This is a genomic window from Pseudomonas sp. stari2 (assembly GCF_040760005.1).
Taxonomy (GTDB): domain Bacteria; phylum Pseudomonadota; class Gammaproteobacteria; order Pseudomonadales; family Pseudomonadaceae; genus Aquipseudomonas.
This window is the reverse complement of the sequence record NZ_CP099760.1, coordinates 3098443-3123397: the sequence shown is the minus strand read 5'-3', so window position 1 is coordinate 3123397 and position 24955 is coordinate 3098443. Positions and strand designations below refer to the sequence as shown.

Here is a 24955-nt window from a genome sequence, read left to right as displayed (position 1 = left end):
TATGCCGCAGCGAACGCCTTAGTAGTAGGCGTTTTCTTTCTGCGTGTGGTCGGTCACGTCGCGAACGCCCTTGAGCTCCGGAATGCGCTCGAGCAAGGTGCGTTCGATGCCTTCCTTCAGGGTCACGTCCGCCTGGCCGCAGCCTTGGCAACCGCCGCCGAACTGCAGCACGGCAATGCCGTCTTCAACCACATCGATCAGGCTGACCTGACCGCCGTGGCTGGCGAGCCCCGGGTTGATTTCGGTTTGCAGGTAATAGTTGATGCGCTCGTTGATCGGGCTGTCGGCGTTGACCATCGGAACCTTGGCGTTTGGTGCCTTGATGGTCAGCTGGCCGCCCATGCGGTCGGTGGCGTAGTCGACGACGGCATCGTCGAGGAACGCTTCGCTGAACGAGTCGATGTAGGCAGTGAAGCTTTTCAGCCCCAGCGCTGTGTCTTCAGGTTTCTCTTCGCCCGGCTTGCAATAGGCAATGCAGGTTTCGGCGTACTGGGTGCCAGGCTGGGTGATGAAAACGCGGATGCCGATGCCCGGGGTGTTCTGCTTGGACAGCAGATCGGCCAGGTAATCATGGGCGGCGTCGGTAATGGTAATAGCGGTCATGGAAACTCCTCGCAGGCTTGGGCGGAGTTTACGCCAATCGGCGCGCGGCACAAAGTCCCAGTATTTACGTAGGAATAGTTCGCAATCGCCTAATCCGCTGGTTTGCCGTCGATTCGCGTTCTAAGCCATTGATAACTGCGCTTTTCTACCCATTGATAACTCAACCAGGAGCCCACGCCAATCGCCACGGCACACGGGAGGAACATCAAATATGGATTGATCCCATAGCGATGTGCCAGAAATCCGCCAGCAGATAACACCAGAACATGCATCAGATAAACCGAGTAGGAACAGTCGCCCAGCAGCTTGAGCACACGGTTGCGTTCGACATGCAGCTCCAGCGCCATACACGCCATGACCAGCACCGCACTCGGAATCCCCCAGTTCAGCAACCGGGGCGATGGCGGCAGATAATAGATCGCCAGTAACGCCGCGCCGATCACCGTCAGCGCCATCCACAAACCCTGTCCGATCCAGCCCCTGCGATACAGCATGCCGATACCGATGCCGAGCAGAAATTCATAGACGATATCCGAACGATAGAACTCACTGACCCAGCCAAACCCGGTCCAGGCCTGGCACACGGTGAACAGCAACGCACCAACCACCAGCAAGCGGACGTTCAACCGGAACAGCAATGCCCATGCAAACAGCACGTAGAACAACATTTCATAATTGAGTGTCCAGCCGACATTCAGGGTCGGATAGATCCCGTAGCCGCCGGGGTTTTCCGTCGGGATAAACAGCAACGACAGGAGCAAATGACGCCAGTCCACCGTCTGATCCGGCAGCAGCGGTCGGGTAAACACCACCAGTAATGCCATCAGCACGGTGTAGAGCCAATACGCCGGGACAATGCGAAACAGTCGATACAGCAGAAACCGCGCCGGTGGCAGCGCCTTCCCTTCGGTGGACAGAAAAATCACCAGCCCGCTGATCACGAAAAAGATATCGACGCCCACCGCGCCTTTGTCGATGAACAGCTGCCCTATCGGCCCGCGCGCCTTGAAGTCGAAGAAAATCTGCATGAAGTGATGGCAGACCACCGCCCACGCGGCGAGCGCTCGCAGGGCCTGCACTGAAATCAACATCGATGGCGCTCCCGATCCCGTCCTACACAGGATTGGGACAGCGGCCATTGATCAAACGATCAAACGATCAAAGATTCTCGTACCGGTTCATATCCAGCACGCCCTCTTCCACCGGGTCGGTTTCGTGGATGTACTGGCTCAGGTCATGGAAATAGAACCAGAACTGCGGATGGCTGCGACGAATGCCCCAGCGTTCGACGATCTTCTCGAACTGCGGTGCATCCTTGGCGCTTTCCATGGCATCGACAAACGCCGGAACCTGATCCGCCGGGATGTTGAACATGAAGTTCGGATAACTGCTGAGCACGCCCGGATAAATGGTCAGGGTATCGAGCCCCGGCTGATAGCGCAGCGATTCACCGAGCAGGAACGCCACGTTGCTGTGGGCGCGGTTGCGCAGCAGGCTGTAGACCTCACGCTTGCCGCTGCGGGTTTCGATGCGCAGCATCGTCGCTTCCGGCAATTGATCGATCACCTTCAGACCGGCTGCAGGACGCGCCGTCAGGCGGCTCAGGGCCTGTTCGGCGTTTTGCAGCGCCGGGTCGATGTTCGGCCGCGAGCAGTAGGCATCCACGCAGCGGTTGATCGGATCGGGCCGCGCGTTGAGGTCGCCGTAGCGAGCGAGCAACTGCATGGCGAAATCGTGTTTCGGGTCTTTTTCGTCGAGTTTCAGCGCGGTTGGCTTGTCGTCGTCGATGGACTCGTAATCCAGCCACATCTTGAACTGGCCGCTGCTCTGATACCAATCGTCGAGGTAATCCTCGCGGGAATCGGCCGGCATCAGGCGCAGGAAGTTCTGTTCGGCGCCATTGCGGATCAAGTCGAAGTACAGCCGTGTCTGCGCCTGATGGGAGACGTTGCCGAACACATCGAAGTTGACTGCCAACTGGTAGTAAGTGCGTTCCAAAAGCGGATAGTCGAACAGCCACATGGTTTGTGGCACTTCACCGATCAGGCCTTTGGTCACCGAGGCGCTGTCGAAGTGGCGGAAGATACTCAGCAGCGCATTGTCGTTACCCGCCCACAGGGTCGACCAGCTCGGCGCCGGCAGTTCGGCGTAGCTGTCCCGGCGCAGGGCTTCGTACTTGTTGCGCTTGTTGCGATAGTCGTGCCACAGGCTCAGGACGCTGCCGACATCGTCGTTCTGCCCCGGCATCGCCAGCAACGGTGTGGCCTGGCCGCGATAATTCGGGTCGGTGATGTACAGGTCATGTTCCGGCGCCTGGAACAGCGCCCAGAAGTTGTCGCGGATCACGTCGGTTGCGATCTGCCCACGGCACACCGGGCCGCGAATAAATGTACGCACGAAGTATTCGGCGTTATCGAGCATGAACTGATACCGCGCCTGCGCCGGAATCGCCTCGAAGGTCGCGAACGGATTGGCCCGGCTCTGCGGCCCGTAACCCGGCAACGCATGCACCTGCCAATTGCCGTTGTAGAACAGGCTTTTGACCCGCGCCATCTTCGCCGCACTCAGCGGATAAGTGATGTGGGTCTTGTGCACGATCACGCCCTGCACCGGCCACAGGCGGTAATACACCTGGGTGCCCGGGTCGTCATTCGGACGGCGGGTAGCAATCAGATCGATCGGCTGGCCGGTCGGCGTGCGCGAACGCACCCACTGGAAGAAATGCCCCGGCTCACCGTCCTTGAAGTAGATGTGCGCCAGAAACCAGTGTTCGAACAACCAGCGCCCGACCAGACTTTCCCGCGCCCCTGGCTGGTTGAGCAGGTTTTCCCACTGCACGATCTGCAGCGCTTCCTTGGCGCTCGGCGCCAGGCCTTGCTCATCGATCGGCGCGCCGGACGCCAGCCAGCGCTGCAACGTCTGATATTGCTGATCGGACAGGCCGGTCACCGCCAGCGGCATGCCCTCTTTCGGGTGAGCACCGGCATAGCCGTCAAATTCGACAGGCATCGCGCACATGTTTTCCCGCTGCAGACCGAGGACGATGTCTTCCGGCAGTTTGGCATTGGGAGTCAGTGGCGTTTTGTGCCCCAGCTCCAGCATGCGCGCCATCAGCGCCGCCTGACTGCCCTGGGCGTCGAGCACAGAATAGAAGTCTTTCTGCTGCCAGGCACGCTTGCCAAAAGCGTCGTAGAACAGCCGCGTGGTCGGCGCCGCCTGAGTGCGCTCGCCGTCGTAGACCGGCATTTTGCTTGCGCCCCGGGCCGCGCCCTCACCGCTGCCCAGGTTCAATTGGCAGGCGGAGTCGTAGCACGCGTGGCAGGCCACGCACTTCTCGGTGAAGATCGGCTGGATGTCGCGAGTGTAAGAAATGGAAGGCGAGATCGCAGGACTTTGCGCCGCCGCGCCAAAGCTCAAAAACAGCAACACCATGCTGACGACGCGGTACGACATTTCCCTGATCCTGATCCTGAATAAAAAACGCCGCGATTCTACCGTTATGACGCCCGTGCCAACATGAGCGATATTCATGCAAAAGCGCCACATGCTCTAAATCCGCACAGGTTTGTTATGATCCCGCTCCTTCGTCATGGTCTTTTCGAGTAGTCCCAATGTCCGATCGCAGCGTCCGCCTTCAAGCTCTCAAGCAAGCCCTCAAAGAGCGCATCCTGATACTCGATGGCGGTATGGGCACGATGATCCAGAGCTACAAGCTCGAAGAGCAGGATTATCGCGGCAAGCGTTTCGCCGACTGGCCGACCGACGTCAAGGGTAACAACGACCTGTTGGTCATTACCCGTCCCGACGTGATCGGCGGTATCGAGAAAGCCTACCTGGATGCCGGTGCCGACATCCTGGAGACCAACACCTTCAACGCCACCCGCATTTCCATGGCCGACTACGGCATGGAAGAGCTGGCCTACGAACTCAACGTAGAAGGCGCACGACTGGCGCGCAAGGTCGCCGACGCCAAGACCGCCGAGAACCCGGACAAGCCGCGCTTCGTCGCCGGCGTGCTCGGTCCTACAAGTCGCACCTGCTCGTTGTCGCCGGACGTCAACAACCCGGGCTACCGCAACGTCACCTTCGATGAGCTGGTGGAAAACTACACCGAGGCCACCAAAGGCCTGATCGAGGGCGGCGCTGACCTGATCCTGATCGAAACCATCTTCGACACCCTCAACGCCAAGGCTGCGATCTTCGCCGTGCAAGGCGTGTTCGAAGAGCTGCACATCGAATTGCCGATCATGATCTCCGGCACCATCACCGACGCTTCCGGCCGGACCCTCTCGGGCCAGACCACCGAAGCGTTCTGGAACTCCGTGGCTCACGCCAAGCCGATTTCGGTCGGTCTGAACTGCGCCCTCGGCGCCCGTGAACTGCGTCCGTACCTGGAAGAGCTGTCGGACAAGGCCAGCACCCACGTCTCGGCGCACCCGAACGCTGGCCTGCCAAACGAATTCGGCGAGTACGACGAACTGCCGGTGGACACCGCCAAGGTCATCGAAGAATTCGCCCAGAGCGGTTTTCTCAATATTGTCGGCGGTTGCTGCGGCACCACCCCGGGCCACATCGAAGCCATCGCCAAAGCCGTCGCCGGTTACGCGCCACGGCAGATTCCGGACATTCCAAAGGCCTGCCGCCTGTCGGGTCTGGAACCGTTCACCATCGATCGCAGCTCGTTGTTCGTCAACGTCGGCGAGCGGACCAACATCACCGGTTCCGCGAAATTCGCCCGCCTGATCCGTGAAGACAACTACACCGAAGCCCTGGAAGTCGCCCTGCAGCAGGTCGAGGCCGGCGCCCAGGTGATCGACATCAACATGGACGAAGGGATGCTCGATTCGAAGAAGGCCATGGTGACCTTCCTCAATCTGATAGCCGGTGAACCGGACATCTCCCGCGTACCGATCATGATCGACTCCTCGAAATGGGACGTGATCGAAGCCGGCCTCAAATGCATTCAGGGCAAGGGCATCGTCAACTCGATCAGCATGAAAGAAGGCGTCGAGCAGTTCATCCATCACGCCAAGCTGTGCAAGCGTTACGGCGCGGCAGTTGTAGTGATGGCGTTCGACGAAGCCGGCCAGGCCGACACCGAAGCGCGCAAGAAAGAGATCTGCAAACGCTCCTACGATATTCTGGTCAACGAAGTCGGCTTCCCGCCTGAAGACATCATCTTCGACCCGAACATCTTCGCCGTGGCCACCGGTATCGAAGAACACAACAACTACGCTGTGGACTTCATCAACGCCTGCGCCTACATCCGCGACGAGCTGCCGTATGCCCTGAGCTCCGGCGGCGTGTCCAACGTGTCGTTCTCGTTCCGCGGCAACAACCCGGTGCGTGAGGCGATCCACTCGGTGTTCCTGCTGTACGCGATCCGCGCCGGCCTGACCATGGGTATCGTCAACGCCGGTCAGCTGGAGATCTACGACCAGATCCCGCAAGAACTGCGCGACGCCGTTGAAGACGTGATCCTCAACCGCACGCCGGAAGGCACCGACGCCCTCCTCGCCATCGCCGACAAGTACAAGGGCGACGGCAGCGTCAAGGAAGCCGAGACCGAAGAATGGCGCAGCTGGGACGTCAACAAGCGTCTGGAGCACGCACTGGTCAAGGGCATCACTACCCATATCGTCGAAGACACCGAAGAATCCCGCCAGTCCTTCGCTCGCCCGATCGAAGTGATCGAGGGCCCGTTGATGGCGGGCATGAACATTGTCGGCGACCTGTTCGGCGCCGGCAAAATGTTCCTGCCGCAGGTGGTGAAGTCCGCCCGCGTGATGAAACAGGCCGTGGCCCACCTGATTCCATTCATCGAGCTGGAAAAAGGCGACAAGCCGGAAGCCAAGGGCAAGATCCTGATGGCCACCGTGAAAGGCGACGTGCACGACATCGGCAAGAACATCGTCGGCGTGGTGCTGGGTTGCAACGGCTACGACATCGTCGACCTCGGCGTGATGGTGCCGGCGGAGAAGATCCTGCAGGTGGCCCGCGAAGAGAAATGCGACATCATCGGCCTGTCCGGCCTGATCACTCCGTCGCTGGATGAGATGGTCCACGTGGCCCGCGAGATGCAGCGCCAGAACTTCCACTTGCCGCTGATGATCGGCGGCGCGACCACCTCCAAGGCACACACGGCGGTGAAGATCGAGCCAAAGTACAGCAACGACGCAGTGGTCTACGTCACCGACGCTTCCCGCGCCGTGGGCGTGGCGACGCAGTTGCTGTCCAAGGAACTCAAGGCTGGTTTCGTCGAGAAGACCCGCGAAGAGTACATCGACGTGCGTGAACGCACCTCCAATCGCAGCGCCCGTACCGAACGGCTGAGCTACGCCGCCTCGATCGCGAAAAAACCGCAGTTCGACTGGGCGTCCTACACACCGGTCAAACCAACCTTCACCGGCACCCGTGTGCTGGACAACATCGACCTAAACGTCCTGGCCGAGTACATCGACTGGACGCCGTTCTTCATCTCCTGGGACCTGGCCGGCAAGTTCCCGCGCATCCTCGAGGACGAAGTCGTCGGTGAAGCGGCAACCTCGCTGTACAAGGACGCCCGCGAGATGCTGACCAAGCTGATCGACGAGAAGCTGATCAGCGCCCGTGCGGTGTTCGGTTTCTGGCCGGCCAATCAGGTGCACGACGACGATATCGAACTGTACGGCGATGACGGCAAGCCACTGGCCCGCCTGCATCACCTGCGTCAGCAGATCATCAAGACCGACGGCAAGCCGAACTTCTCCCTGGCCGACTTCGTCGCGCCGAAGGACAGCGAAGTGACCGACTACGTCGGTGGTTTCATCACCACCGCCGGGATCGGCGCCGAAGAAGTGGCCAAGGCTTATCAGGACGCTGGCGACGATTACAACTCGATCATGGTCAAGGCCCTGGCTGACCGCTTGGCCGAAGCCTGCGCCGAATGGCTGCACCAGCAGGTGCGTAAAGAGCACTGGGGTTACGCCAAGGATGAAGCCCTCGACAACGAAGCGTTGATCAAAGAGCAGTATTCCGGCATTCGCCCTGCCCCGGGCTACCCGGCGTGCCCGGATCACACCGAGAAGGCCACCCTGTTCGCCCTGCTCGATCCCGAAGCCCAGGAAATGCGCGCCGGCCGCAGCGGCGTGTTCCTCACCGAGCACTACGCGATGTTCCCGGCGGCAGCGGTCAGCGGCTGGTACTTTGCCCATCCGCAGGCGCAGTACTTCGCCGTGGGCAAGATCGACAAGGATCAGGTCCAGAGCTACACCTCACGCAAAGGCCAGGAACTGAGCCTGACCGAGCGCTGGCTGGCGCCGAACCTGGGTTACGACAACTAACCCAGAGCCGGAACAAAAGACCGCAGCCTGCCCCGCAGGCTGCGGTCTTTTTTCATGGGTTGACTATGCTTGTCTGACACACACGGCAGACGAGGGATTTATGGACGATCCAGTCGACAACAAGCCTCCGACCTTCTGGCAAATGCTGCACAGCGTCATGGCGGCAGCATTCGGGGTTCAGAGCGGCAAGAACCGGGCAAGGGATTTCACCCATGGAAAGCCCAGCCACTTCATCTTCCTGGGCATTGCGTTCACGGCCGTGTTCGCCCTGACACTGTTCGGCATCGTGCAATTGGTGGTGCATCTGGCGGGCGCCTGAACAGCCTCAGTGCATCAGGGTTTGCAGGTTGAACGGATAGCGGTACGAGGCCGGGCGGCCCTTCGCCGAGAGCTTGCGAAAGTGCACGCCGTAGTCCGGTGACGCCCCCATGTCGAGCATTTGCTGCGCGTGCTTTTTGTCGATCAGTTGCAGCAAAGGGACCTGCCGGTCGCGGCCTCCGTACTGATTCAGATCGACGCCCTGCTCATAATCGTGCAGTTCCACCAAAGCCCAGCCGCCCAGCGTGAAGTGTCCGCCAAGCAAGGCGCTCAAACGGCCGTCCACCACCGCCTGCAAAGCGGCCGGCGACGTGTTGACCGCACTGAACAACACATCCTTGCCGGGCACCTTGCCGGCCTCGGTAAAGGCCCGCATCGCACCGAACGCCATTTCATCATTGGCCGCCCACACCAGCGATACGTCGGGATACCGAACCAGCAATTGCCTGGCCTGCTCGTAGGCACGTTGCTGCTTCCAGCCGCCGTAAACCAGTTGCCGCAGACGCACTTGAGGATGTTCGGCCAGCGCCCGTTGCATGCCTTTCTCTCGCAATTGCGACGACGGCGTGATTTTCAGGCCGGAGAACGCCAGCAACTCAATGGTGTCGCCGGGCGCCACCGCGGGATGAAGGCGAATCAGCTCCTTCATCATCAGATAACCACCCTCTTCGTCATTGGGCACCAGACTGCCGATGCGGTCAGCCCGTTCACCGACCAGCGCTTGCTGGTTAGGCGTGAGCGCAGCATTGACGATGAACAGCTTCACACCGCTGTTGTAGGCCATACGCATGATCTGAGGGGCGACGTACTGCTCATTGACGAAGACCAGATAATCGGGTCGGCTCGGCCCCTGCAACGCCAATCGCGCCTGGGCCAGCGTCAATTCCGGCTGGCGCTGGGCATAAAGAATTTGCAGATCGATGCCCAGATCCCGGGCCGCCGCCTGCATGAATTGCGAATAACTGACCCAGAACGCTTCCTGCGTCGAACCCGGGTTGAGGAACAGGACAGACTCTGCACGCACGCATGATCCGAAAACCGCGCCGAACAGCAGCAGGATCAGTTGCAAAATCTTCAACATGAATCATCCGGGCCCAAGGAAAAATGGCCACGCATTATAGCCATCGAACCAGTGGCCATTGGCGCTTGATCCCGTTTTTTGTCGGACAGTCGTCGCAAACGGGGCCCGGACAAGTCGTTTATTGATGACTGACCCAGAATACCGCTGTCCCGACGACCAGAATGATCAGGAACAGAATGGCCCAGGCATCGACGCTGCTATCGCTTTTCCTTGCTTTGGTTGGGTTGCTCATTGCATCGCCTCTTGTCGGTTTTATCGGTGATTGCAGAAAGACTCGACCACAGTTAAGACGATGATTGTCCGCACGACAAATGTGGGTTAGCTGACACTGATTCTCGTTAGTCAATTTGGTTCTTTACATATACTCAAACATCACTTTTGCGCATAACTGCAAACGGGTATATTGCCCCGGCTCCATTAGGGAGTGCGCGGCCGTGCGCGCGTAATTGCCGAGGCACCATCGGACTCCAGCAAGCGAAAACGCAGCGTTTTCCGAGTAGCCCAAAGCCTGAGAACAGGACTTATATGTACGTATACGACGAGTACGATCAGCGGATCATCGAGGACCGCGTCAAGCAGTTCCGTGATCAGACCCGACGCTATCTGGCAGGTGAGCTGAGCGAAGAAGAATTCCGCCCCCTGCGCCTGCAAAATGGCCTGTACATCCAGCGCTTCGCGCCGATGCTGCGGGTGGCGGTGCCTTACGGCCAACTGACCTCGCGTCAGATGCGCATGATGGCGAAGATTGCCCGCGACTACGACAAGGGCTACGCCCACATCAGTACTCGCCAGAACGTGCAGTTCAACTGGCCGGCGGTCGAAGACATCCCGGACATCCTCGCGGAACTGGCCACCGTGCAGATGCACGCGATCCAGACCAGCGGCAACTGCCTGCGCAACGTCACCACCGACCAGTTCGCCGGTGTCGCGGCCGACGAGTTGATCGACCCACGTCCGTGGTGCGAAATCGTCCGTCAGTGGACGACCTTCCACCCGGAGTTTGCGTACCTGCCGCGTAAGTTCAAGATTGCCGTCAATGGCTCGACGTCTGACCGTGCGGCCATCGAAGTTCACGACATCGGCCTTGAACCCGTCCACAACGCCGCGGGCGAGCTTGGTTTCCGCGTGCTGGTCGGCGGCGGTCTGGGCCGTACTCCGGTGGTCGGCGCGTTCATCAACGAATTCCTGCCGTGGCAGGACCTGTTGAGCTACCTCGACGCGATTCTGCGGGTTTACAACCGCTACGGCCGTCGTGACAACAAATACAAGGCGCGGATCAAGATCCTCGTCAAGGCGCTGACACCGGAAGTATTCGCCCAGAAAGTCGACGCCGAAATGGAACACCTGCGAGGCGGCCAGACCACCCTGACCGAAGCTGAAGTGCATCGTGTCGCCAAACATTTCGTCGATCCGGACTACAAGGCGCTGAGCAATCAAGACGCCGAACTGGCAGCCCTCGACAAGGAACACCCGGGTTTCGCCCGCTGGCGCGCCCGCAACACCCTGGCGCACAAAAAACCGGGCTACGTGGCCGTGACCCTGTCCCTGAAGCCGACCGGTGTTGCTCCGGGCGATATCACCGACAAACAGCTCGACGCCGTCGCCGATCTGGCCGACCGCTACAGCTTCGGTCAACTGCGCACCTCCCACGAGCAGAACATCATTCTGGCCGACGTCGAGCAGAGCCAGCTGTTCACTCTGTGGGGCGAACTGCGTGAAGGTGGTTTCGCCACGCCGAACATCGGCTTGCTGACCGACATCATCTGCTGCCCCGGTGGCGACTTCTGCTCCCTGGCCAACGCCAAGTCGATCCCGATCGCCGAATCGATCCAGCGCCGTTTCGACGACCTGGACTATCTGTTCGACATCGGCGAACTGGACCTGAATATCTCGGGCTGCATGAACGCCTGCGGTCACCACCACGTCGGCCATATCGGCATTCTCGGCGTGGACAAGAAAGGTGAAGAGTTCTACCAGGTCTCGCTCGGTGGCAGCGCCAGTCGTGACGCCAGCCTGGGCAAGATCCTCGGCCCGTCGTTCGCTCAGGAAGACATGCCGGACGTGATCTCGAAGCTGATCGACGTGTACGTGGAACAACGGACCGAAGACGAACGCTTCATCGACACTTATCAGCGTATTGGCATCGACCTCTTCAAGGAACGCGTCTATGCAGCGAATCATTAAAAACAACGAGGTCGTCGACGAAACCTGGCACCTGCTGCCCAAAGATTTCAACATCGACGAAATCAGCAACTGCGACGACCTGATCGTCCCGTTGCAGCTGTGGCGTGAGCACGCCCGCATGCTCAAGGCCCGCGATGGCGGTCTGGGTGTGTGGCTGGACGCTGACGAAGAAGCCGAGGAAATCGGCGATGACGTGGACCAGTTCCAGGTGATTGCCCTGAACTTCCCGGCATTCACTGATGGCCGCAACTACTCCAACGCCCGCCTGCTGCGTGACCGCTATGGTTTCAAAGGCGAGTTGCGAGCGATTGGCGACGTGCTGCGCGACCAGCTGTTCTACATGCGCCGCTGCGGCTTCGATGCCTTCGCCCTGCGCGCAGACAAAGACCCTTACGATGCACTGGAAAGCCTCAAGGACTTCTCGGTGACCTATCAGGCCGCCACCGACGAACCGCTGCCGCTGTTCCGTCGCCGCTGACGATCATGCCCCCGGACCTGCAACAGCAGGTCCGGGGGCATGCACTTAATGCCTAGCGCCCCCCAATCGGCCATTCCCCTCACCGTCCAGCAATGACAGGCCCGGGTTTCGGGTCAATGCTTCGTGGGTCAAGCGTAACCGCACCTGCTGATTTTCATTTCTCAGATTGTCCATTATCGCCATCACTTGCCGCGACGCGACTTCACGGGACAGTTCATTGTGCCGTTCCAGTTGTGCCATGGACGCCGCACAGCGTTCAAGGGCAACGGAAAACTCCTCTTCATGGGTCGTCATCAAGTATTCAGACCAGAATTCCTCGCTGCTCATCGACTGCGGCAGTTGCGAAGTCTGTTCAGCCGTGGCGACCTTGCGATACACCCGATTGATCTGCGCGTCAGAGACCTCGACCTCAAGTTGCACATTCAAAGCATCGGGCTGAGCCGGCAGCTCCAGGCGGTTCGCCAGCCGCACCCGGTAAAGCAGACTCAGTTCCATTGTCTGCTCGCGTGTGAACGAACCCGACCGGGCTCGATGAGCAGCGTCCATTGAGGCTTGTCGTTCGACCTCCTGTAATCGAAACCGCCCTCGCAGCAGTCGGATCAGGCGCCCTTCCAGCGACTCGGCAGCGGTATGATCCGCTGCCGCCCTTGAACACAGGACTCTGACTTCGAGATCGCTGAAAACCTCAGCAGCATTGGCCGTGCTTACTCGGCCAGACCTGGCCATACGAAAGAGCGTACGACGAAGCCTGTCGTCCTCGCACGCAGCCTCCAGCACTGACCAGACTCGCTGAGTCAGCTGACCCAGTGAGCGTGAATAATCGGCAGTGCCACGCAATAGCAACAGGGCCTCGAAAAAAGGCCTGGATTGCGGATCGGCGGACAGCGCCGACCAGACCTCTTTCACCCGGGAAACCTTTACTGCAGGCAAGCCGGTCACCCAATCCGAGCTTGTGCCTTCGGACGGCGAGCGCGCTGCACTCACATACTCAGAAGTGATGACCCCCAGGTTGATTCCCCGGGATTGCTGATAGGCGGCAATCGCCTGCAGGCTCGTGGCCGATAACGGATTGCCATCGGCGTTGGTTCCTCTGTTCAACACCTCAGGCGCATTGAACACGGCCCCGGGAATGTCGACGATTCGATTGTCGCGCAGATCGAGGGTCTCCAGAGCCGTCAGCCCCTCCATGTCGGCCGGCCACTCGCTGATGCCGGTTTCTCGCAACCCCAAGTGACGCAGTCTGCGCAGCGAAGCGATCCGCGGCGGGCGGCCCAGCATCGGATTGAAACTTAGATCCAGCGACTGCAAATGCTCAAGAGGGGCCAGAGCATTCGGGGACTGATCAATCAACCAGATCCGGTTGTCACTCAGATCCAGCACCCTCAGCCCGGGCATTGTTTCAATCGCACGGGGAATGCGCGTCAGTTCATTGCCGGCCAGGCTCAACATGCGCAAACCCGGAAAACTGTGCAGGAAGCTGTTCAGCCCGGCACCGGCTCCCACGGCACTCATGTGCAACGCGTCGACATGGCTGAAGTCGCCAATCATGACCGGCATGTCGCCCAAAGGCATCGCGTCGAATGCCAGGCGATGTGAAACGAGGCCGGTGGCCGTGGACACGCATGATTCCCGGCGCCAGGCGCGCAATATCGCACGTGTCGCCCGTGCCTTGTTCCGGGTGGGCACCTGTTGCCTGGGTTCATCGCCCACCTGGTAATAGGTATTGCGGTGAGTCCAGCGCTCCAGCGCTTGGAGCAACGCCTGGTATTGCTCTCGCACGTGCTCCAGTGTCCTGATGGCTACCACCTCATCGCTGTCCAGAGTCGCCAGAAACTGATCGATCTGTACGGACGAAAATGAGGGATACAGCTCACGAGCGCGTTGCAGCAGGACGGCAGACCGACGCGTTACCGTCGCTGAGTCCGCCGTCAGCGGACGGGAGAGCTCGATTCGTCGATCCGCCAACCCCATGGGCGAGCGATAACGCACGGCGACCCTTGTGCTCCCCGACACGGTGTTGACTTGCGTGCGCCGCTCCAGCGCCAGAGAGGTGATCTTGCGGCGCAATTCATCAGCTCCCGCCTCGGCCCCCAATGCACGACGACTGTGCACAGGGAGACTTTCCCAAAGAACCCGAAAAAAATCTGTACGGGTGCGTGTCAATGAGCTGGATACGAGATTCTCCTCAGTGCCCAGACCCTCATATCGGTCTGCACAGGTTTCGATAAAAACCTTGTAACGTGCATCACGCGGGCCAACACACGCGTTTTCCTCGCCATGTACAGCCCAATCGCGAATCTCTATGAATACATCAGCAGGCCAGCCCGGCAGATGAGTCAAGGTATCAAGGATCAACTGGTTCACGTCCCGACCACTGGCGGCGTCGAGGTACAACCCTTCGCAGGCACGATTCAGACGCAAAATCTGTTGATACCGTCGCGCCTCTTCGGCCAGTCGCAGCGGCACCTTGCCAGACTCAAGCTGCTGCCATTCGCTGGCATCAGCGTGGCGTACCAATTCATCGGCGACACTGGCCGGCAGGTTCGCGAATGCCTTGCGGATCGGCTCGGCCTGTGGCCGTTCGATAAGGTCCGCCCGACGATACAGGCGGTCCATCAGCGCCATTCGCTGAAACAGCGCCAGTTCGCCAATGTGCGAGGTCAGCAATGTGGCCTGAACGCCCGGGTCTTCGCTCGCCTCCCCCAACAGATGCAAGCGTTCGCTCTCGTTCAGTGCCGCCAGCAACGGAACATGGAACGCCCCTTTTTGCACGTCCTCCTGCGTGATCGCCACGGTTCGAGAAGCATTGAGCGCACCGTACCGTGCGACTTCGATTGCCTGGGTATCCCTGACAACGATCATGAGATCCTGCGGCCATTCTCCCTCGGATGTCAGCAGATACAATTGCAGGTCCGCGTCTGCCAGCCGTGTGGGCGAAGATGACGCCACAGACGCCATGAATCGCCCTGCATCAGCGTCCGCCTGAAAGCGCCGAACGGCGTCCGTCAGTATCGCCGGGGGTCTGCTGCAGTTAATGATCACCTGACGCATCACGGGCTCGTCGACATTGCTGGCGGCGAGGATTTGCAAGACGCGCTCATCCGGCAGGGTTTCTTCGCGATACCCCATGCGACGAAACAGCGTGAGCGAATCCCAATCCTGTGGCGATTCGCTTTGATGTCGCCATGCTCCGAACCCATTGGTCTCGAGCTGCGGCCTGTATCGGGCCGAGCGGAACGGACTGCCGACCTCCCACAAGCCGCTGCCCGGCACCGGATGGACCGCCATTACGTCATTCCCCAATCTGAGAAACTGATCGTTGCCGTGCAGGATCAAGCCTCGCTGATCGGGCGAAAACAGGCCTGGCGCAGTTTGCGGCAGACGAAATGCCGACAGGTCACGGCTCCAGAGCCGCCGGGCATTCCATGCAACCGGCACATGCTGAAGCCTCTGTACGAAACTTGATGAGCGCACGGCCCGGTAGGTTCTGCCTGCGGCAGCACCACCAGCGGAAAGCGTCGCCATGACTATCAGATTTTCAAGGGTATCGAACAGGTAGTCGGTCGCACTCTCCTGATCGCCATGCGCCCAGCTGTCAATGCCCTCGTAGACTTCATTGAGCAACTGTAGTCCGGCCACGCCACACATGAGCTCTCCCAGAAGCGGTACGAACGAAACCAGAAACAACAATGCATTGATTCCGATGGACTCGTAGAGCTCCAGCCTTTCCTGACGTGTTTTTTCATCCTCATCGTCCGTAGCGACCACCATCATTCTGGCATCGGCACGTACTTGCGCGGCGCGATGCTCGAAGACCGCCAGAAAGAGATCTGTTTTCGCACGGCCTTCAGGACTCACAACCGTCAGTGGCAGATACGGGGTCTCAAACGGGAGATGCAAAGGCGTGACGTTCAACAACCGTACCTCCACGCCGTTGAGAAAGGTCGGACGATCCCGCAACGTGACAAAGCGCATGAATGACTTCAGGAAGTCGGCGCTCTTCAAGCGCTTGCTCAATTCGATCTCGACGTCATGAAAGGACGCATACTCCCTCAGCGGCTGATCCGGGTCTTGCGGCAGGTAAACGACGCAACGATCAGCATCGCCGGAATCCGCCATGACCGAACCAATGACCATGGGCCCTCTCAGTTTGACACCCAGCATTTCGAGACTCTGATAATCGAGCGTCTTGCTGCCAGGCTGCGAAACGGCAACCGAACCGAGCGCTTGATAAACATTGGCGCTGATGTGCCCGCGCAAATAGGCGATATGCCTGTCGACTTCAAACCGGTCACGCCAATACGTGATCGAAGTAGCCTGAAGCGTTGCAGGCCGAGATCCATCACCAAACAATGCTTCGACATGTTTACGGTATTGCTTCCCGAGATCCAGTTCGCGACACAATATTGCGAACTCATGGGGTTCGATGGCCAATAGGCGATTGGCGTCCCCGGTCACTCGCTGCGGAATGTAAAGCAAGGAGCGTTCGTGATAACTGTCAGCCCGTGTTTCGGACAGTTCGAAGTTCTCGCAAGCGGCGCTCAACAGATCTCTGCCTATAGGCAATATCAGTTTCTTGCGCAGCCCCAGCAGGCTTGATGTCGAGCGCACATGCTGGAATAGCGCACCGGCGACATCGAACGGCTCCCCCAACCGTGCTGACATGGCCTGGCTCAGCAATGGCGCACAAAAGCTTTCCGGGGATTTCAATGCCTGTAATTGTTCGAGCGAGTTCTTACGGGACTTGTAGCTGGACCTCAGGCTGTTATAGAGGTTTTCTCGATCATTGGCTGATGCGTTAAGCAGCCAGGCCGGCATTTGTTGTTTCATTAGCTCAAAAAAAATGCCCTGTTCGACTGACGTCATTTCAGGCATTTCTTCAACACGATCTTTAACATCCATGTCCGACAACCATCATCTGAAAAATGATTAATCAGATTAAGGACTACGCGACCTCGAAAACAGCGGGATTAATTGATGTTTTCACATTCAATAAAACAACAATGCGAGGCAATACAAGAAATATATACGACAGAAGTATACGTTGAAGTTGATATACGCTCGTATGGCAGATTCCACACGAGCGTAGAACCCGTTACCAGAACCGTTGCTGAGTCAGCCGGCTCCACCAGTTCAGCAACACGCGATCCACCGAACCGCTGGCCGCCATGCCGATCCGCTCCTGCAGGCTTTTGCGCTCGGCATAGTGCAGGTGGTAGACCTCGGCGTTTTTCGCCCGGTCCGCCAGGTACTCGTCACTGGTCTTGAGTTCGTCCACCAGTTGTTTTTCCAGCGCCGCGAGGCCGAGCCAGACTTCACCGGTGGCGACTTCGTCGATCGCCAGTTGCGGGCGATAACGAGCGACGAAGTTCTTGAACAGCTTATGGGTGATGTCCAGGTCTTCCTGGAACTTTTCCCGGCCCTTCTCGGTGTTTTCGCCAAATACCGTCAGGGTGCGCTTGTATTCGCCAGCGGTGAGTACTTCGAAATCGATGTCATGTTTTTTCAGCAGCCGGTTGACGTTGGGCAACTGCGCAACCACGCCGATGGAACCAAGAATCGCGAATGGCGCACTGATGATCTTCTCGCCGATGCACGCCATCATGTAGCCGCCGCTGGCCGCCACCTTGTCGATGCATACGGTCAACGGCACGCCGGCTTCACGGATACGCGCCAGTTGCGACGACGCCAGACCATAGCTGTGCACCATACCGCCACCGCTTTCAAGACGCAGGACGACTTCGTCCTTCGGTGTGGCCAGGGTCAGCAAGGCAGTGATTTCATGGCGCAGGCTCTCGGTAGCGGAGGCCTTGATGTCGCCATCGAAATCCAGCACGAACACCCGGGGTTTGCTTTCGGGGTGCTTCTTCTGTTTCTTCTCGGATTTGGCCTCGCCCTTGCGCAGGGCCTTGAGCTGCTCCTTGTCGAGCAGGGTCTGCTCCAGGCGTTCACGCAAACCTTTATAGAAATCGTTGAGCTTGCTGACCTGCAACTGGCCTGCGGCTTTACGCCGGCCCTTGCTGCGCAACGCAGCGAAACTGGCCAGCACCACCAGAATGGCGATGACCAGTGTGACGGTCTTGGCCAGGAAACTGGCGTATTCAGTCAAAAACTCCACAGTGACTCCTTCAAACGATGCGCCGTTGAAAAACGCGCGCGGGGATTGGCTCCAGCATACTCATGCACTCGCCCGGCGGCCAGCCGTGAAACCTCTGGAAACAGCCCTGTAACGGGCATTTCAAACAAGCGTATGTTTTTTCATTGACAGCTCTACGCCATCCCCATAACCTCGCCACAACCTTCAACGTACCGGGATGACGCGGACGTGGGCAGCATCTACTTGATTCGACATGGCCAGGCCTCCTTCGGTGCAGACGACTATGACGTCCTGTCGCCGACCGGTGTACGCCAGGCAGAGATCCTCGGCCGCCACCTCGCCGAACTCGGCGTCAGCTTCGACCGTTGTCTGTCCGGTGACCTGCGCCGTCAGCAGCACACGGCCAACAGCGCGCTGGAACAGTTCGCCGCTTTCGGTCTGCCGGTCCCCGCCGTGGAAATCGATTCGGCCTTCAACGAGTTCGACGCCGACGCAGTGATTCGCGCCCTGCTCCCGGCCATGCTGCCCGAAGAACCCGAAGCACTGGAAATCCTGCGCAATGCCGCTCAGAACCGTGGTGAGTTTCAGCGCATCTTCGCCCTGATCATCGAGCGCTGGCTGGCCGGCACCTACGACACACCGGGGCTGGAAAGCTGGCTTGGTTTTGTCGAGCGGGTCCAGGCCGGCCTGAACCGCATACTCGATCAAGCCGATAACACCCAGAAAATCGCGGTCTTCACCTCGGGCGGCACCATCACCGCCCTGCTCCACCTGATTACGCAAATGCCTGCACGCCAGGCCTTTGAGCTGAACTGGCAAATCGTCAACACCTCGCTCAACCAGCTGAAGTACCGCGGTCGCGAGGTGGCTCTGGCTTCCTTCAACAGTCATGCACACCTGCAACTGCTGAAGGCCCCGGAACTCATCACTTTTCGCTGAGTCCGGATTACTGTGACCCTGCTGCAATCAACCAAAAAGGATCGAACCATGACCTCCGTAGCTGATGCCGTAAAAGCAATGCAAGCCAAGTTCAACCCAGCCGCTGCTGCCGGTCTGGATCTGATCTTCGGTTTCAACATCACTGACGAAGACAAGCACTACGCCCTGATCGTCAAAGACGGCACTTGCGACATCCAGGAAGGCGAAAACGCCGACGCCAACTGCACGCTCGTGCTGGACAGCGAAACCCTGAAAGGCATCGTCAGCGGCGAAACCGACGGCATGCAAGCCTTCATGGGCGGCAAGCTGCGCGTTGAAGGCGACATGATGCTGTCGATGAAACTGTCCGAGCTGTTCCCGGCGTAAGACTGCAGCCAGTCTGCAAACAAATCCCGCCCCTGTGGCGGGATTTGTCGTTTCAGGCGTTCAAACCGGCAAACGATGCCGCCAGCAACTCCCGCGTATATGGATGTTTCGCCGAGCCGAACAACTCGTCCGTCTCCCCTCGCTCCACCACCTCGCCATCCTTCATCACGATCAGGTCGTGGGCCAGCGCCCGCACTACTGCCAGGTCATGGCTTATGAACAAATACGTCAGCCCATGTTCCCGCTGTAACCGACGCAACAGCGCAACGATCTGTTTCTGCACCGTGCGATCCAGTGCCGAAGTAGGTTCGTCCAGCAGGATCAAATCCGGCTTGAGCACCAGCGCCCGAGCGATGGCTATGCGTTGCCGCTGCCCCCCGGAAAACTCGTGGGGATAGCGATGACGTGTCGCCGGGTCGAGTCCTACGTCCCGTAACACATCGATCACGGCCTGCTCGCGCTCCTGCGCGTTCAAGTTACTGTGAACCTGCAAACCTTCGGCGATGATCTGCTCCACGCACAAGCGCGGACTGAGGCTGCCGAACGGGTCCTGAAACACCACTTGCAGGCGCTTGCGCAGCGGCCGCAGTTGTTTGCCGCTCAAATGTTCCAGCGCTTCACCCTCGAAGCGGATACTGCCCTCGGCATCGATCAGGCGCAGGATCGCCTGCCCGAGGGTGGATTTTCCCGAACCGGATTCACCGACGATTCCCAGGGTCCGGCCACGTTGCAGGCTCAGATCAATGCCATTGACCGCGTGCAGCCAAGACTTGCGGCGCAGCCAGCCACCACCGAGCCGGAAGCGCACATTGAGATCGCGCACTTGCAGCAGATCCTCCGCACCGCCCCTTTGCAGCGCCTCGCCGCCGGGTTCGGCGTTGAGCAGTTCGATGCTGTAGGGATGCTGCGGCGCCCGGAATAACTGCTCGCAAGTTGCTTGTTCGACGATCTCGCCGGCGCGCATCACTGCCACCCGCTGGGCGATGGTGCGCACCAGATTCAAGTCATGACTGATGATCAGCAGCGCCATGCCCAGTCGTTGTTGCAGATACTTGAGTAACAGCAGGATCTTGCGTTGCACGGTAACGTCGAGGGCAGTGGTCGGCTCGTCGGCGATCAGCAGCTGCGGCTCGCAGGCCAGCGCCATGGCAATCATCACCCGTTGCCGTTGCCCGCCGGAGAGCTGATGGGGGTAAGCCTTCAAGCGTTCGTGGGGGCGTTGAATGCCCACAAGGTCCAAAAGCTCCAGAATCCGTCTGCGCGCCGCCGCGCCCGCAAGCCCCTTGTGCAATGCAAGGCTTTCGCCCAGTTGCCGCTCGATGCTGTGCAGCGGGTTCAGCGAACTCATCGGTTCCTGAAAGATCATCGCGATCCGGTTGCCGCGCAATTGCCGCAGATAGCGCTCATGCACGCCAATCAACTCTTCACCCTCATAGCGGATGCTGCCATCAATCTGCGTAATGTTCGGATCAAGCAATTGCAGGATGCTGTGGGCCGTCACCGACTTGCCGGAACCGGACTCGCCCACCAGCGCCAGGCACTCACCCGGGCGGATGTCGAGGTCGATGCCGTGGACCACTTCCTGGCCTTTGAAGGCCACGCGCAGGTCGCGTATTTCGATCAGATGTTCACGCATATCAAGTCCTCGGGTCGAAGGCATCACGGCAGGCTTCGCCGATGAAGACGAGCAATGAAAGAATCAGCGCAAGCGCAAAGAACGCCGTCAGGCCCAGCCACGGCGCTTGCAGATTGGTCTTGCCCTGACCGATCAACTCACCCAGCGAAGCGCTGCCCGCCGGCATGCCGAAGCCGAGAAAGTCCAGTGCCGACAAGGTCGCAATCGCCCCGGTAAGAATGAACGGCAGGTACGTCAGCGTCGCACTCATGGCATTGGGCAGAATGTGCCGCACGATCACCTGCGCATTGCCGACACCCAGCGCCCGCGCGGCTTTCACATACTCCAGACCTCGACTGCGCAGGAACTCGGCACGCACCACGTCCACCAGGCTCAGCCAGGAAAACAGCGCCATGATCCCCAGCAGCCACCAGAAATTCGGCTCGACGAACCCGGACAGAATGATCAGCAGATACAGCACCGGCAGCCCCGACCAGACCTCCAGCAAACGCTGCCCGAGCAGATCGACCCAACCGCCGTAATAGCCTTGCAACGCGCCGGCGGCGATGCCGATAAGCGCACTGGTGGCGGTCAGTGCCAAGGCAAACAGCAGCGACACCCGCGTGCCGAAAATCACCCGCGCCAGTACATCCCGCGCCTGATCATCGGTACCCAGCCAGTTCTCGCCAGAGGGCGGGCTCGGTGCCGGTTCCGTGAGGTCGTAATTGACCGTGTCGAAACCGAACGGGATAGGCGCAAACCACATTCGCCCGCCCTGCCCCTCGATCAGCTCGCGCACCTGGGCGCTGCGATAGTCCGGTTGAAATGACAGCTCGCCGCCGAAATCCTGCTCGGTGTAACGCTTGAAGGCCGGGAAATACCATTCACCTTGAAACGTCACCAGCAGCGGTTTGTCGTTGGCGACCAGTTCACCTCCAAGGCTCAATCCGAAGAGTGCGAGAAACAGCCACAATGACCACCAGCCGCGACGATGAGCCTTGAAGCGCGCCCAGCGGCGCTGCCCGATGGGGGAAAGTGTCAGCATCAGGCAGCCCTCGCCGTAAAGTCGATACGCGGATCGACCAGCGTGTAGCACAGGTCGCCCAGCAGTTTTATCAAGAGCCCGAACAGGGTGAAGATGAACAGCGAACCGAACACCACCGGGTAATCCCGCGACACCGCCGCTTCGTAGCTCAGGCGTCCGAGGCCGTCGAGGGAGAAGATCACCTCGATCAGCAGCGAGCCGCCGAAAAACACCGTCACCAGTGCCTGGGGCAACCCGGCGACCACCAGCAGCATCGCATTGCGAAACACATGGCCGTACAACACCTGCCGCTCGCTCAGCCCCTTGGCCCGGGCCGTGACCACATACAGCCGCGAGATTTCGTTGAGAAAACTGTTCTTGGTCAGGATCGTCAGGGTCGCGAACCCGCCGATCACCAGCGCACTGACCGGCAATACCAGATGCCAGAAGTAATCCGCCACCTTGCCCCACAGCGTCAGCTCGGCGAAGTTGTCCGAAACCAGACCTCGCACCGGAAACCAGTCCAGCGCGGTGCCGCCGGCAAACACCACGATCAACAGCAGGGCGAACAGAAAACCGGGCATCGCATAACCGATGATGATCGCCGCGCTGCTCCAGACATCGAACGCCGATCCGTTGTGCACAGCCTTGCGAATGCCCAGCGGGATCGACACCAGATAGGTGATCAACGTCGCCCACAGCCCCAGCGACAAGGTCACCGGGAGTTTCCGCCAGATCAGTTCAGTGACCGTCGCGCCTCGGAAGAAACTCTTGCCGAAGTCCAGTTGCGCGTAGCTTTTGAGCATCAGCCACAGGCGCTCGCTGGCGGGCTTGTCGAAACCGTACTGGCGCTCGATATCGGCCACCAGTTTCGGGTCCAGGCCACGGCTCGCGCGGGACTCGCCGCCGATGGTTTCGACATGGCTAGCGCCTACCGCCCCGCCGACACCGATTCCCTGCAGACGGGCGATGGCCTGCTCCACGGGACCTCCGGGCGCAGCCTGTACGATCACGAAGTTCACCAGCAGAATCGCCAACAGGGTCGGCACGATCAGCAGCAGGCGCCGCAAGCTATAACCCCACATGGGCGAACTCCTTTTGCTGTTTTTGCGCCTGAGTGGCGGTCAACGCCGTGGAACTGATTTCCCACCAGGTGTCGAGGCCGGCGTCATACAGCGGTGCAATTGCCGGCCGGCCGAAACGGTTCCACCACACAGTGGAAATGCCCGGCGGGTAATAGTTGGGAATCCAGTAGTAGCCCCACTGCAGCACCCGATCCAGGGTACGGGCATGGCGCAAGAGACTTTCACGGCTGTCGGCCTGCACCACGCCTTCGAGCAACGCATCAACCGCCGGATCGCGCAGCACCATGTAGTTGTTGGAGCCCGGATCATCGGCACCGTCGGAACCAAAGTAATTGAACATTTCACGGCCCGGCGCCTGACTCACCGGGTAACCGACGACGATCATGTCGTAGTCGCGATTGCGCACGCGGTTGGTGTATTGCGCGGTGTCAACCTGACGGATATCGAAACCGATGCCGATCTGCGCAAGGTTGCGTTTGAACGGCAACAGCAAACGCTCGAAGCCTTTCTGGCCGTTGAGAAAAGTGAATCGCAGCGGCTCGCCGGCAGCGTTGACCAGTTGATCGCCATGGGGTTTCCAGCCGGCGGCCTCCAGCAGTTTCAACGCCTGCAACTGTTGCGCGCGAATGTTGCCGCTACCGTCGGTACGCGGCGCTTCGAATACCTGGCTGAACACTTCATCGGGGATCTTGCCGCGCCAGGGTTCGAGGATCTTCAACTCTTCGGCGTCCGGCAATTGCGTGGCCGACAGCGCGCTATGGGAAAAAAAACTGCGCTGGCGCAGGTACATGCTGCGCATCATCTGCCGGTTGCTCCATTCGAAATCCCAGAGCATGGCAATCGCCTGCCGCACACGGCGATCCTGAAACATCGGTTTCTGCAGGTTGAAGACGAAACCCTGAGTCCCTTGAGCCGCGCCGGGTGCGAGGTGTTCACGCAACAACTTGCCCTGCTCCAGCGCTGCGCCGGCATAACCGATGGTGTAACTGGTGGCGGAGAATTCGCGGTTGTAATCGAAGCCGCCAGCCTTGAGTACTTGTCGCGACACGTCGGTGTCGGCGAAGAACTCCACACTCAACTGATCGAAGTTATAGAGCCCGCGGCTGACCGGCAGATCCTTGCCCCACCAGTCCTGAACCCGCTGGAATTTCACACTGCGACCGGCATCCACCGCGCTGACCCTATAAGGGCCGCTGCCGGGCGGAATCTCGAAACCGACGCCTTCGGCAAAGTCCCGCGTGCGCCACCAGTGCTCGGGCAGCACGGGCAGCACCGCCAGATCCAGCGGCAAGGTGCGGCTTTCGTTATTCTTGAAGACGAAGCGCACCTGGGTTGGCGATTCGACCTGCACCTCGGCGACATCGCGAAACTGCTGTCGGTACTTCAGGCTGCCCTGAGTGGTAAACAGTTCGAAGGTGTAGCGCACGTCCTCGGCGGTGATTGGCGTACTGTCTTCAAAACGCGCCTCTGGATTGAGATAGAAACGTACCCAGCGTCGATCCGCATCCAGCTCCATCCGCTGCGCCACCAGACCGTAGACGCTGTAGGGTTCATCCTTGCTGCGATAAGCCAGCGGCGCATAAAGCCAGCCGTCGATTTCCGCGACCCCGGTGCCTTTGTCGATGTAGGGAATCAGGTGATCGAACGGACCGCTTTCCAGCGAAGAACGCCGCAAGCTGCCGCCCTTGGGCGCATCGGGATTGGCGTAGGCCAGGTGCTGAAAGTCCGGGGCGTACTTCGGGGCTTCGCCGTAGACCGTGAGGGCATGCTGAGGCTGAGCAAATATCGCCGGGCTCAGCAGAAGACATACGCCCAGCAAAGTGAGTCTGGAAAACATGGGCAG

16 protein-coding genes are annotated in these 24955 nt (G+C 59.6%); 6 read left to right on the top strand and 10 right to left on the bottom strand.

The features are described 5' to 3' along the window. Positions 1–18: 18 nt before the first annotated feature. From nfuA to NH234_RS14055, 3 genes are all read right to left on the bottom strand, one after another. On the bottom strand, positions 19–603 hold the full coding sequence (gene nfuA / locus NH234_RS14065; RefSeq protein WP_007959519.1) for a Fe-S biogenesis protein NfuA: 585 nt from the start codon (positions 601–603) through the stop codon (positions 19–21). Positions 604–692: 89 nt separating this feature from the next. After that, entirely contained in the window at positions 693–1694 is a 1002-nt protein-coding gene (locus NH234_RS14060; protein WP_367257083.1) for an acyltransferase family protein, read from the bottom strand. 67 nt (positions 1695–1761) lie between these two features. After that, the gene (locus NH234_RS14055; protein ID WP_085730751.1) at positions 1762–4056 is read right to left on the bottom strand and encodes a fatty acid cis/trans isomerase; all 2295 of its coding nucleotides are present in this window, start codon (positions 4054–4056) and stop codon (positions 1762–1764) included. Positions 4057–4214: 158 nt separating this feature from the next. On the opposite strand from NH234_RS14055, the gene metH reads away from it, so the two are divergent. Continuing rightward, positions 4215–7925 (top strand): methionine synthase, encoded by a 3711-nt coding sequence (metH, locus tag NH234_RS14050; protein WP_367257081.1) that lies wholly within the window; start codon positions 4215–4217, stop codon positions 7923–7925. A 100-nt stretch (positions 7926–8025) separates the two neighbouring features. Then, positions 8026–8244, top strand: a complete 219-nt coding sequence (locus tag NH234_RS14045) for a DUF2970 domain-containing protein (protein ID WP_065257810.1) — start codon at positions 8026–8028, stop codon at positions 8242–8244. A 6-nt stretch (positions 8245–8250) separates the two neighbouring features. On the opposite strand, the gene NH234_RS14040 is transcribed toward NH234_RS14045, so the two are convergent. Next, positions 8251–9324, bottom strand: a complete 1074-nt coding sequence (locus NH234_RS14040) for an ABC transporter substrate-binding protein (RefSeq protein WP_085730749.1) — start codon at positions 9322–9324, stop codon at positions 8251–8253. A 525-nt stretch (positions 9325–9849) separates the two neighbouring features. Here NH234_RS14040 and NH234_RS14035 point away from each other — a divergent pair. After that, positions 9850–11508, top strand: coding sequence for a nitrite/sulfite reductase (locus NH234_RS14035; RefSeq protein ID WP_085730748.1), 1659 nt, complete (start codon positions 9850–9852; stop codon positions 11506–11508). Continuing rightward, a complete protein-coding gene (locus tag NH234_RS14030) occupies positions 11492–11986 on the top strand; it encodes a DUF934 domain-containing protein (protein ID WP_085730747.1) in 495 nt (164 codons plus the stop codon). Before NH234_RS14035 ends, NH234_RS14030 begins: the two co-directional genes overlap by 17 nt. Positions 11987–12031: 45 nt before the next feature. On the opposite strand, the gene NH234_RS14025 is transcribed toward NH234_RS14030, so the two are convergent. Together NH234_RS14025 and sohB are read right to left on the bottom strand one after the other, a co-directional pair. Continuing rightward, positions 12032–16888 carry a DUF6543 domain-containing protein gene (locus NH234_RS14025; RefSeq protein ID WP_367257078.1) on the bottom strand — a complete coding sequence of 1619 codons (4857 nt, stop codon included), beginning with the start codon at positions 16886–16888 and terminating at the stop codon, positions 12032–12034. A 193-nt stretch (positions 16889–17081) separates the two neighbouring features. Then, positions 17082–18104 carry a protease SohB gene (gene sohB / locus NH234_RS14020; protein WP_085730745.1) on the bottom strand — a complete coding sequence of 341 codons (1023 nt, stop codon included), beginning with the start codon at positions 18102–18104 and terminating at the stop codon, positions 17082–17084. Between the two features lie 207 nt (positions 18105–18311). On the opposite strand from sohB, the gene NH234_RS14015 reads away from it, so the two are divergent. Both NH234_RS14015 and NH234_RS14010 read left to right on the top strand, forming a co-directional pair. Continuing rightward, the gene (locus NH234_RS14015; RefSeq protein ID WP_085730744.1) at positions 18312–19022 is read left to right on the top strand and encodes a histidine phosphatase family protein; all 711 of its coding nucleotides are present in this window, start codon (positions 18312–18314) and stop codon (positions 19020–19022) included. Positions 19023–19070: 48 nt separating this feature from the next. Continuing rightward, a complete protein-coding gene (locus tag NH234_RS14010; protein WP_085730743.1) occupies positions 19071–19388 on the top strand; it encodes an SCP2 sterol-binding domain-containing protein in 318 nt (105 codons plus the stop codon). Positions 19389–19440: 52 nt separating this feature from the next. On the opposite strand, the gene NH234_RS14005 is transcribed toward NH234_RS14010, so the two are convergent. The 4 genes from NH234_RS14005 to NH234_RS13990 are packed head-to-tail and all read right to left on the bottom strand — an operon-like array spanning position 19441 to position 24949. Further along, positions 19441–21024 carry an ABC transporter ATP-binding protein gene (locus tag NH234_RS14005; RefSeq protein WP_367257075.1) on the bottom strand — a complete coding sequence of 528 codons (1584 nt, stop codon included), beginning with the start codon at positions 21022–21024 and terminating at the stop codon, positions 19441–19443. A gap of 1 nt (position 21025) precedes the next feature. After that, entirely contained in the window at positions 21026–22048 is a 1023-nt protein-coding gene (locus NH234_RS14000; protein ID WP_367257073.1) for an ABC transporter permease, read from the bottom strand. Continuing rightward, on the bottom strand, positions 22048–23112 hold the full coding sequence (locus tag NH234_RS13995; protein ID WP_085730740.1) for a microcin C ABC transporter permease YejB: 1065 nt from the start codon (positions 23110–23112) through the stop codon (positions 22048–22050). The genes NH234_RS14000 and NH234_RS13995 overlap by 1 nt, the downstream gene beginning before the upstream one ends. Beyond that, positions 23099–24949, bottom strand: coding sequence for an extracellular solute-binding protein (locus NH234_RS13990; RefSeq protein WP_367257071.1), 1851 nt, complete (start codon positions 24947–24949; stop codon positions 23099–23101). Before NH234_RS13990 ends, NH234_RS13995 begins: the two co-directional genes overlap by 14 nt. Between the last annotated feature and the right edge of the window lie 6 nt (positions 24950–24955).

Coding starts and splice junctions, on each gene's coding strand:
- nfuA (WP_007959519.1), bottom strand. CDS start 603: ATGACCGCTATTACCATTACCGACGCCGCCCATGATTACCTGGCCGAT.
- NH234_RS14060 (WP_367257083.1), bottom strand. CDS start 1,694: ATGTTGATTTCAGTGCAGGCCCTGCGAGCGCTCGCCGCGTGGGCGGTG.
- NH234_RS14055 (WP_085730751.1), bottom strand. CDS start 4,056: ATGTCGTACCGCGTCGTCAGCATGGTGTTGCTGTTTTTGAGCTTTGGC.
- metH (WP_367257081.1), top strand. CDS start 4,215: ATGTCCGATCGCAGCGTCCGCCTTCAAGCTCTCAAGCAAGCCCTCAAA.
- NH234_RS14045 (WP_065257810.1), top strand. CDS start 8,026: ATGGACGATCCAGTCGACAACAAGCCTCCGACCTTCTGGCAAATGCTG.
- NH234_RS14040 (WP_085730749.1), bottom strand. CDS start 9,324: ATGTTGAAGATTTTGCAACTGATCCTGCTGCTGTTCGGCGCGGTTTTC.
- NH234_RS14035 (WP_085730748.1), top strand. CDS start 9,850: ATGTACGTATACGACGAGTACGATCAGCGGATCATCGAGGACCGCGTC.
- NH234_RS14030 (WP_085730747.1), top strand. CDS start 11,492: ATGCAGCGAATCATTAAAAACAACGAGGTCGTCGACGAAACCTGGCAC.
- NH234_RS14025 (WP_367257078.1), bottom strand. CDS start 16,888: ATGGATGTTAAAGATCGTGTTGAAGAAATGCCTGAAATGACGTCAGTC.
- NH234_RS14010 (WP_085730743.1), top strand. CDS start 19,071: ATGACCTCCGTAGCTGATGCCGTAAAAGCAATGCAAGCCAAGTTCAAC.
- NH234_RS14005 (WP_367257075.1), bottom strand. CDS start 21,024: ATGCGTGAACATCTGATCGAAATACGCGACCTGCGCGTGGCCTTCAAA.
- NH234_RS14000 (WP_367257073.1), bottom strand. CDS start 22,048: ATGCTGACACTTTCCCCCATCGGGCAGCGCCGCTGGGCGCGCTTCAAG.
- NH234_RS13995 (WP_085730740.1), bottom strand. CDS start 23,112: ATGTGGGGTTATAGCTTGCGGCGCCTGCTGCTGATCGTGCCGACCCTG.
- NH234_RS13990 (WP_367257071.1), bottom strand. CDS start 24,949: ATGTTTTCCAGACTCACTTTGCTGGGCGTATGTCTTCTGCTGAGCCCG.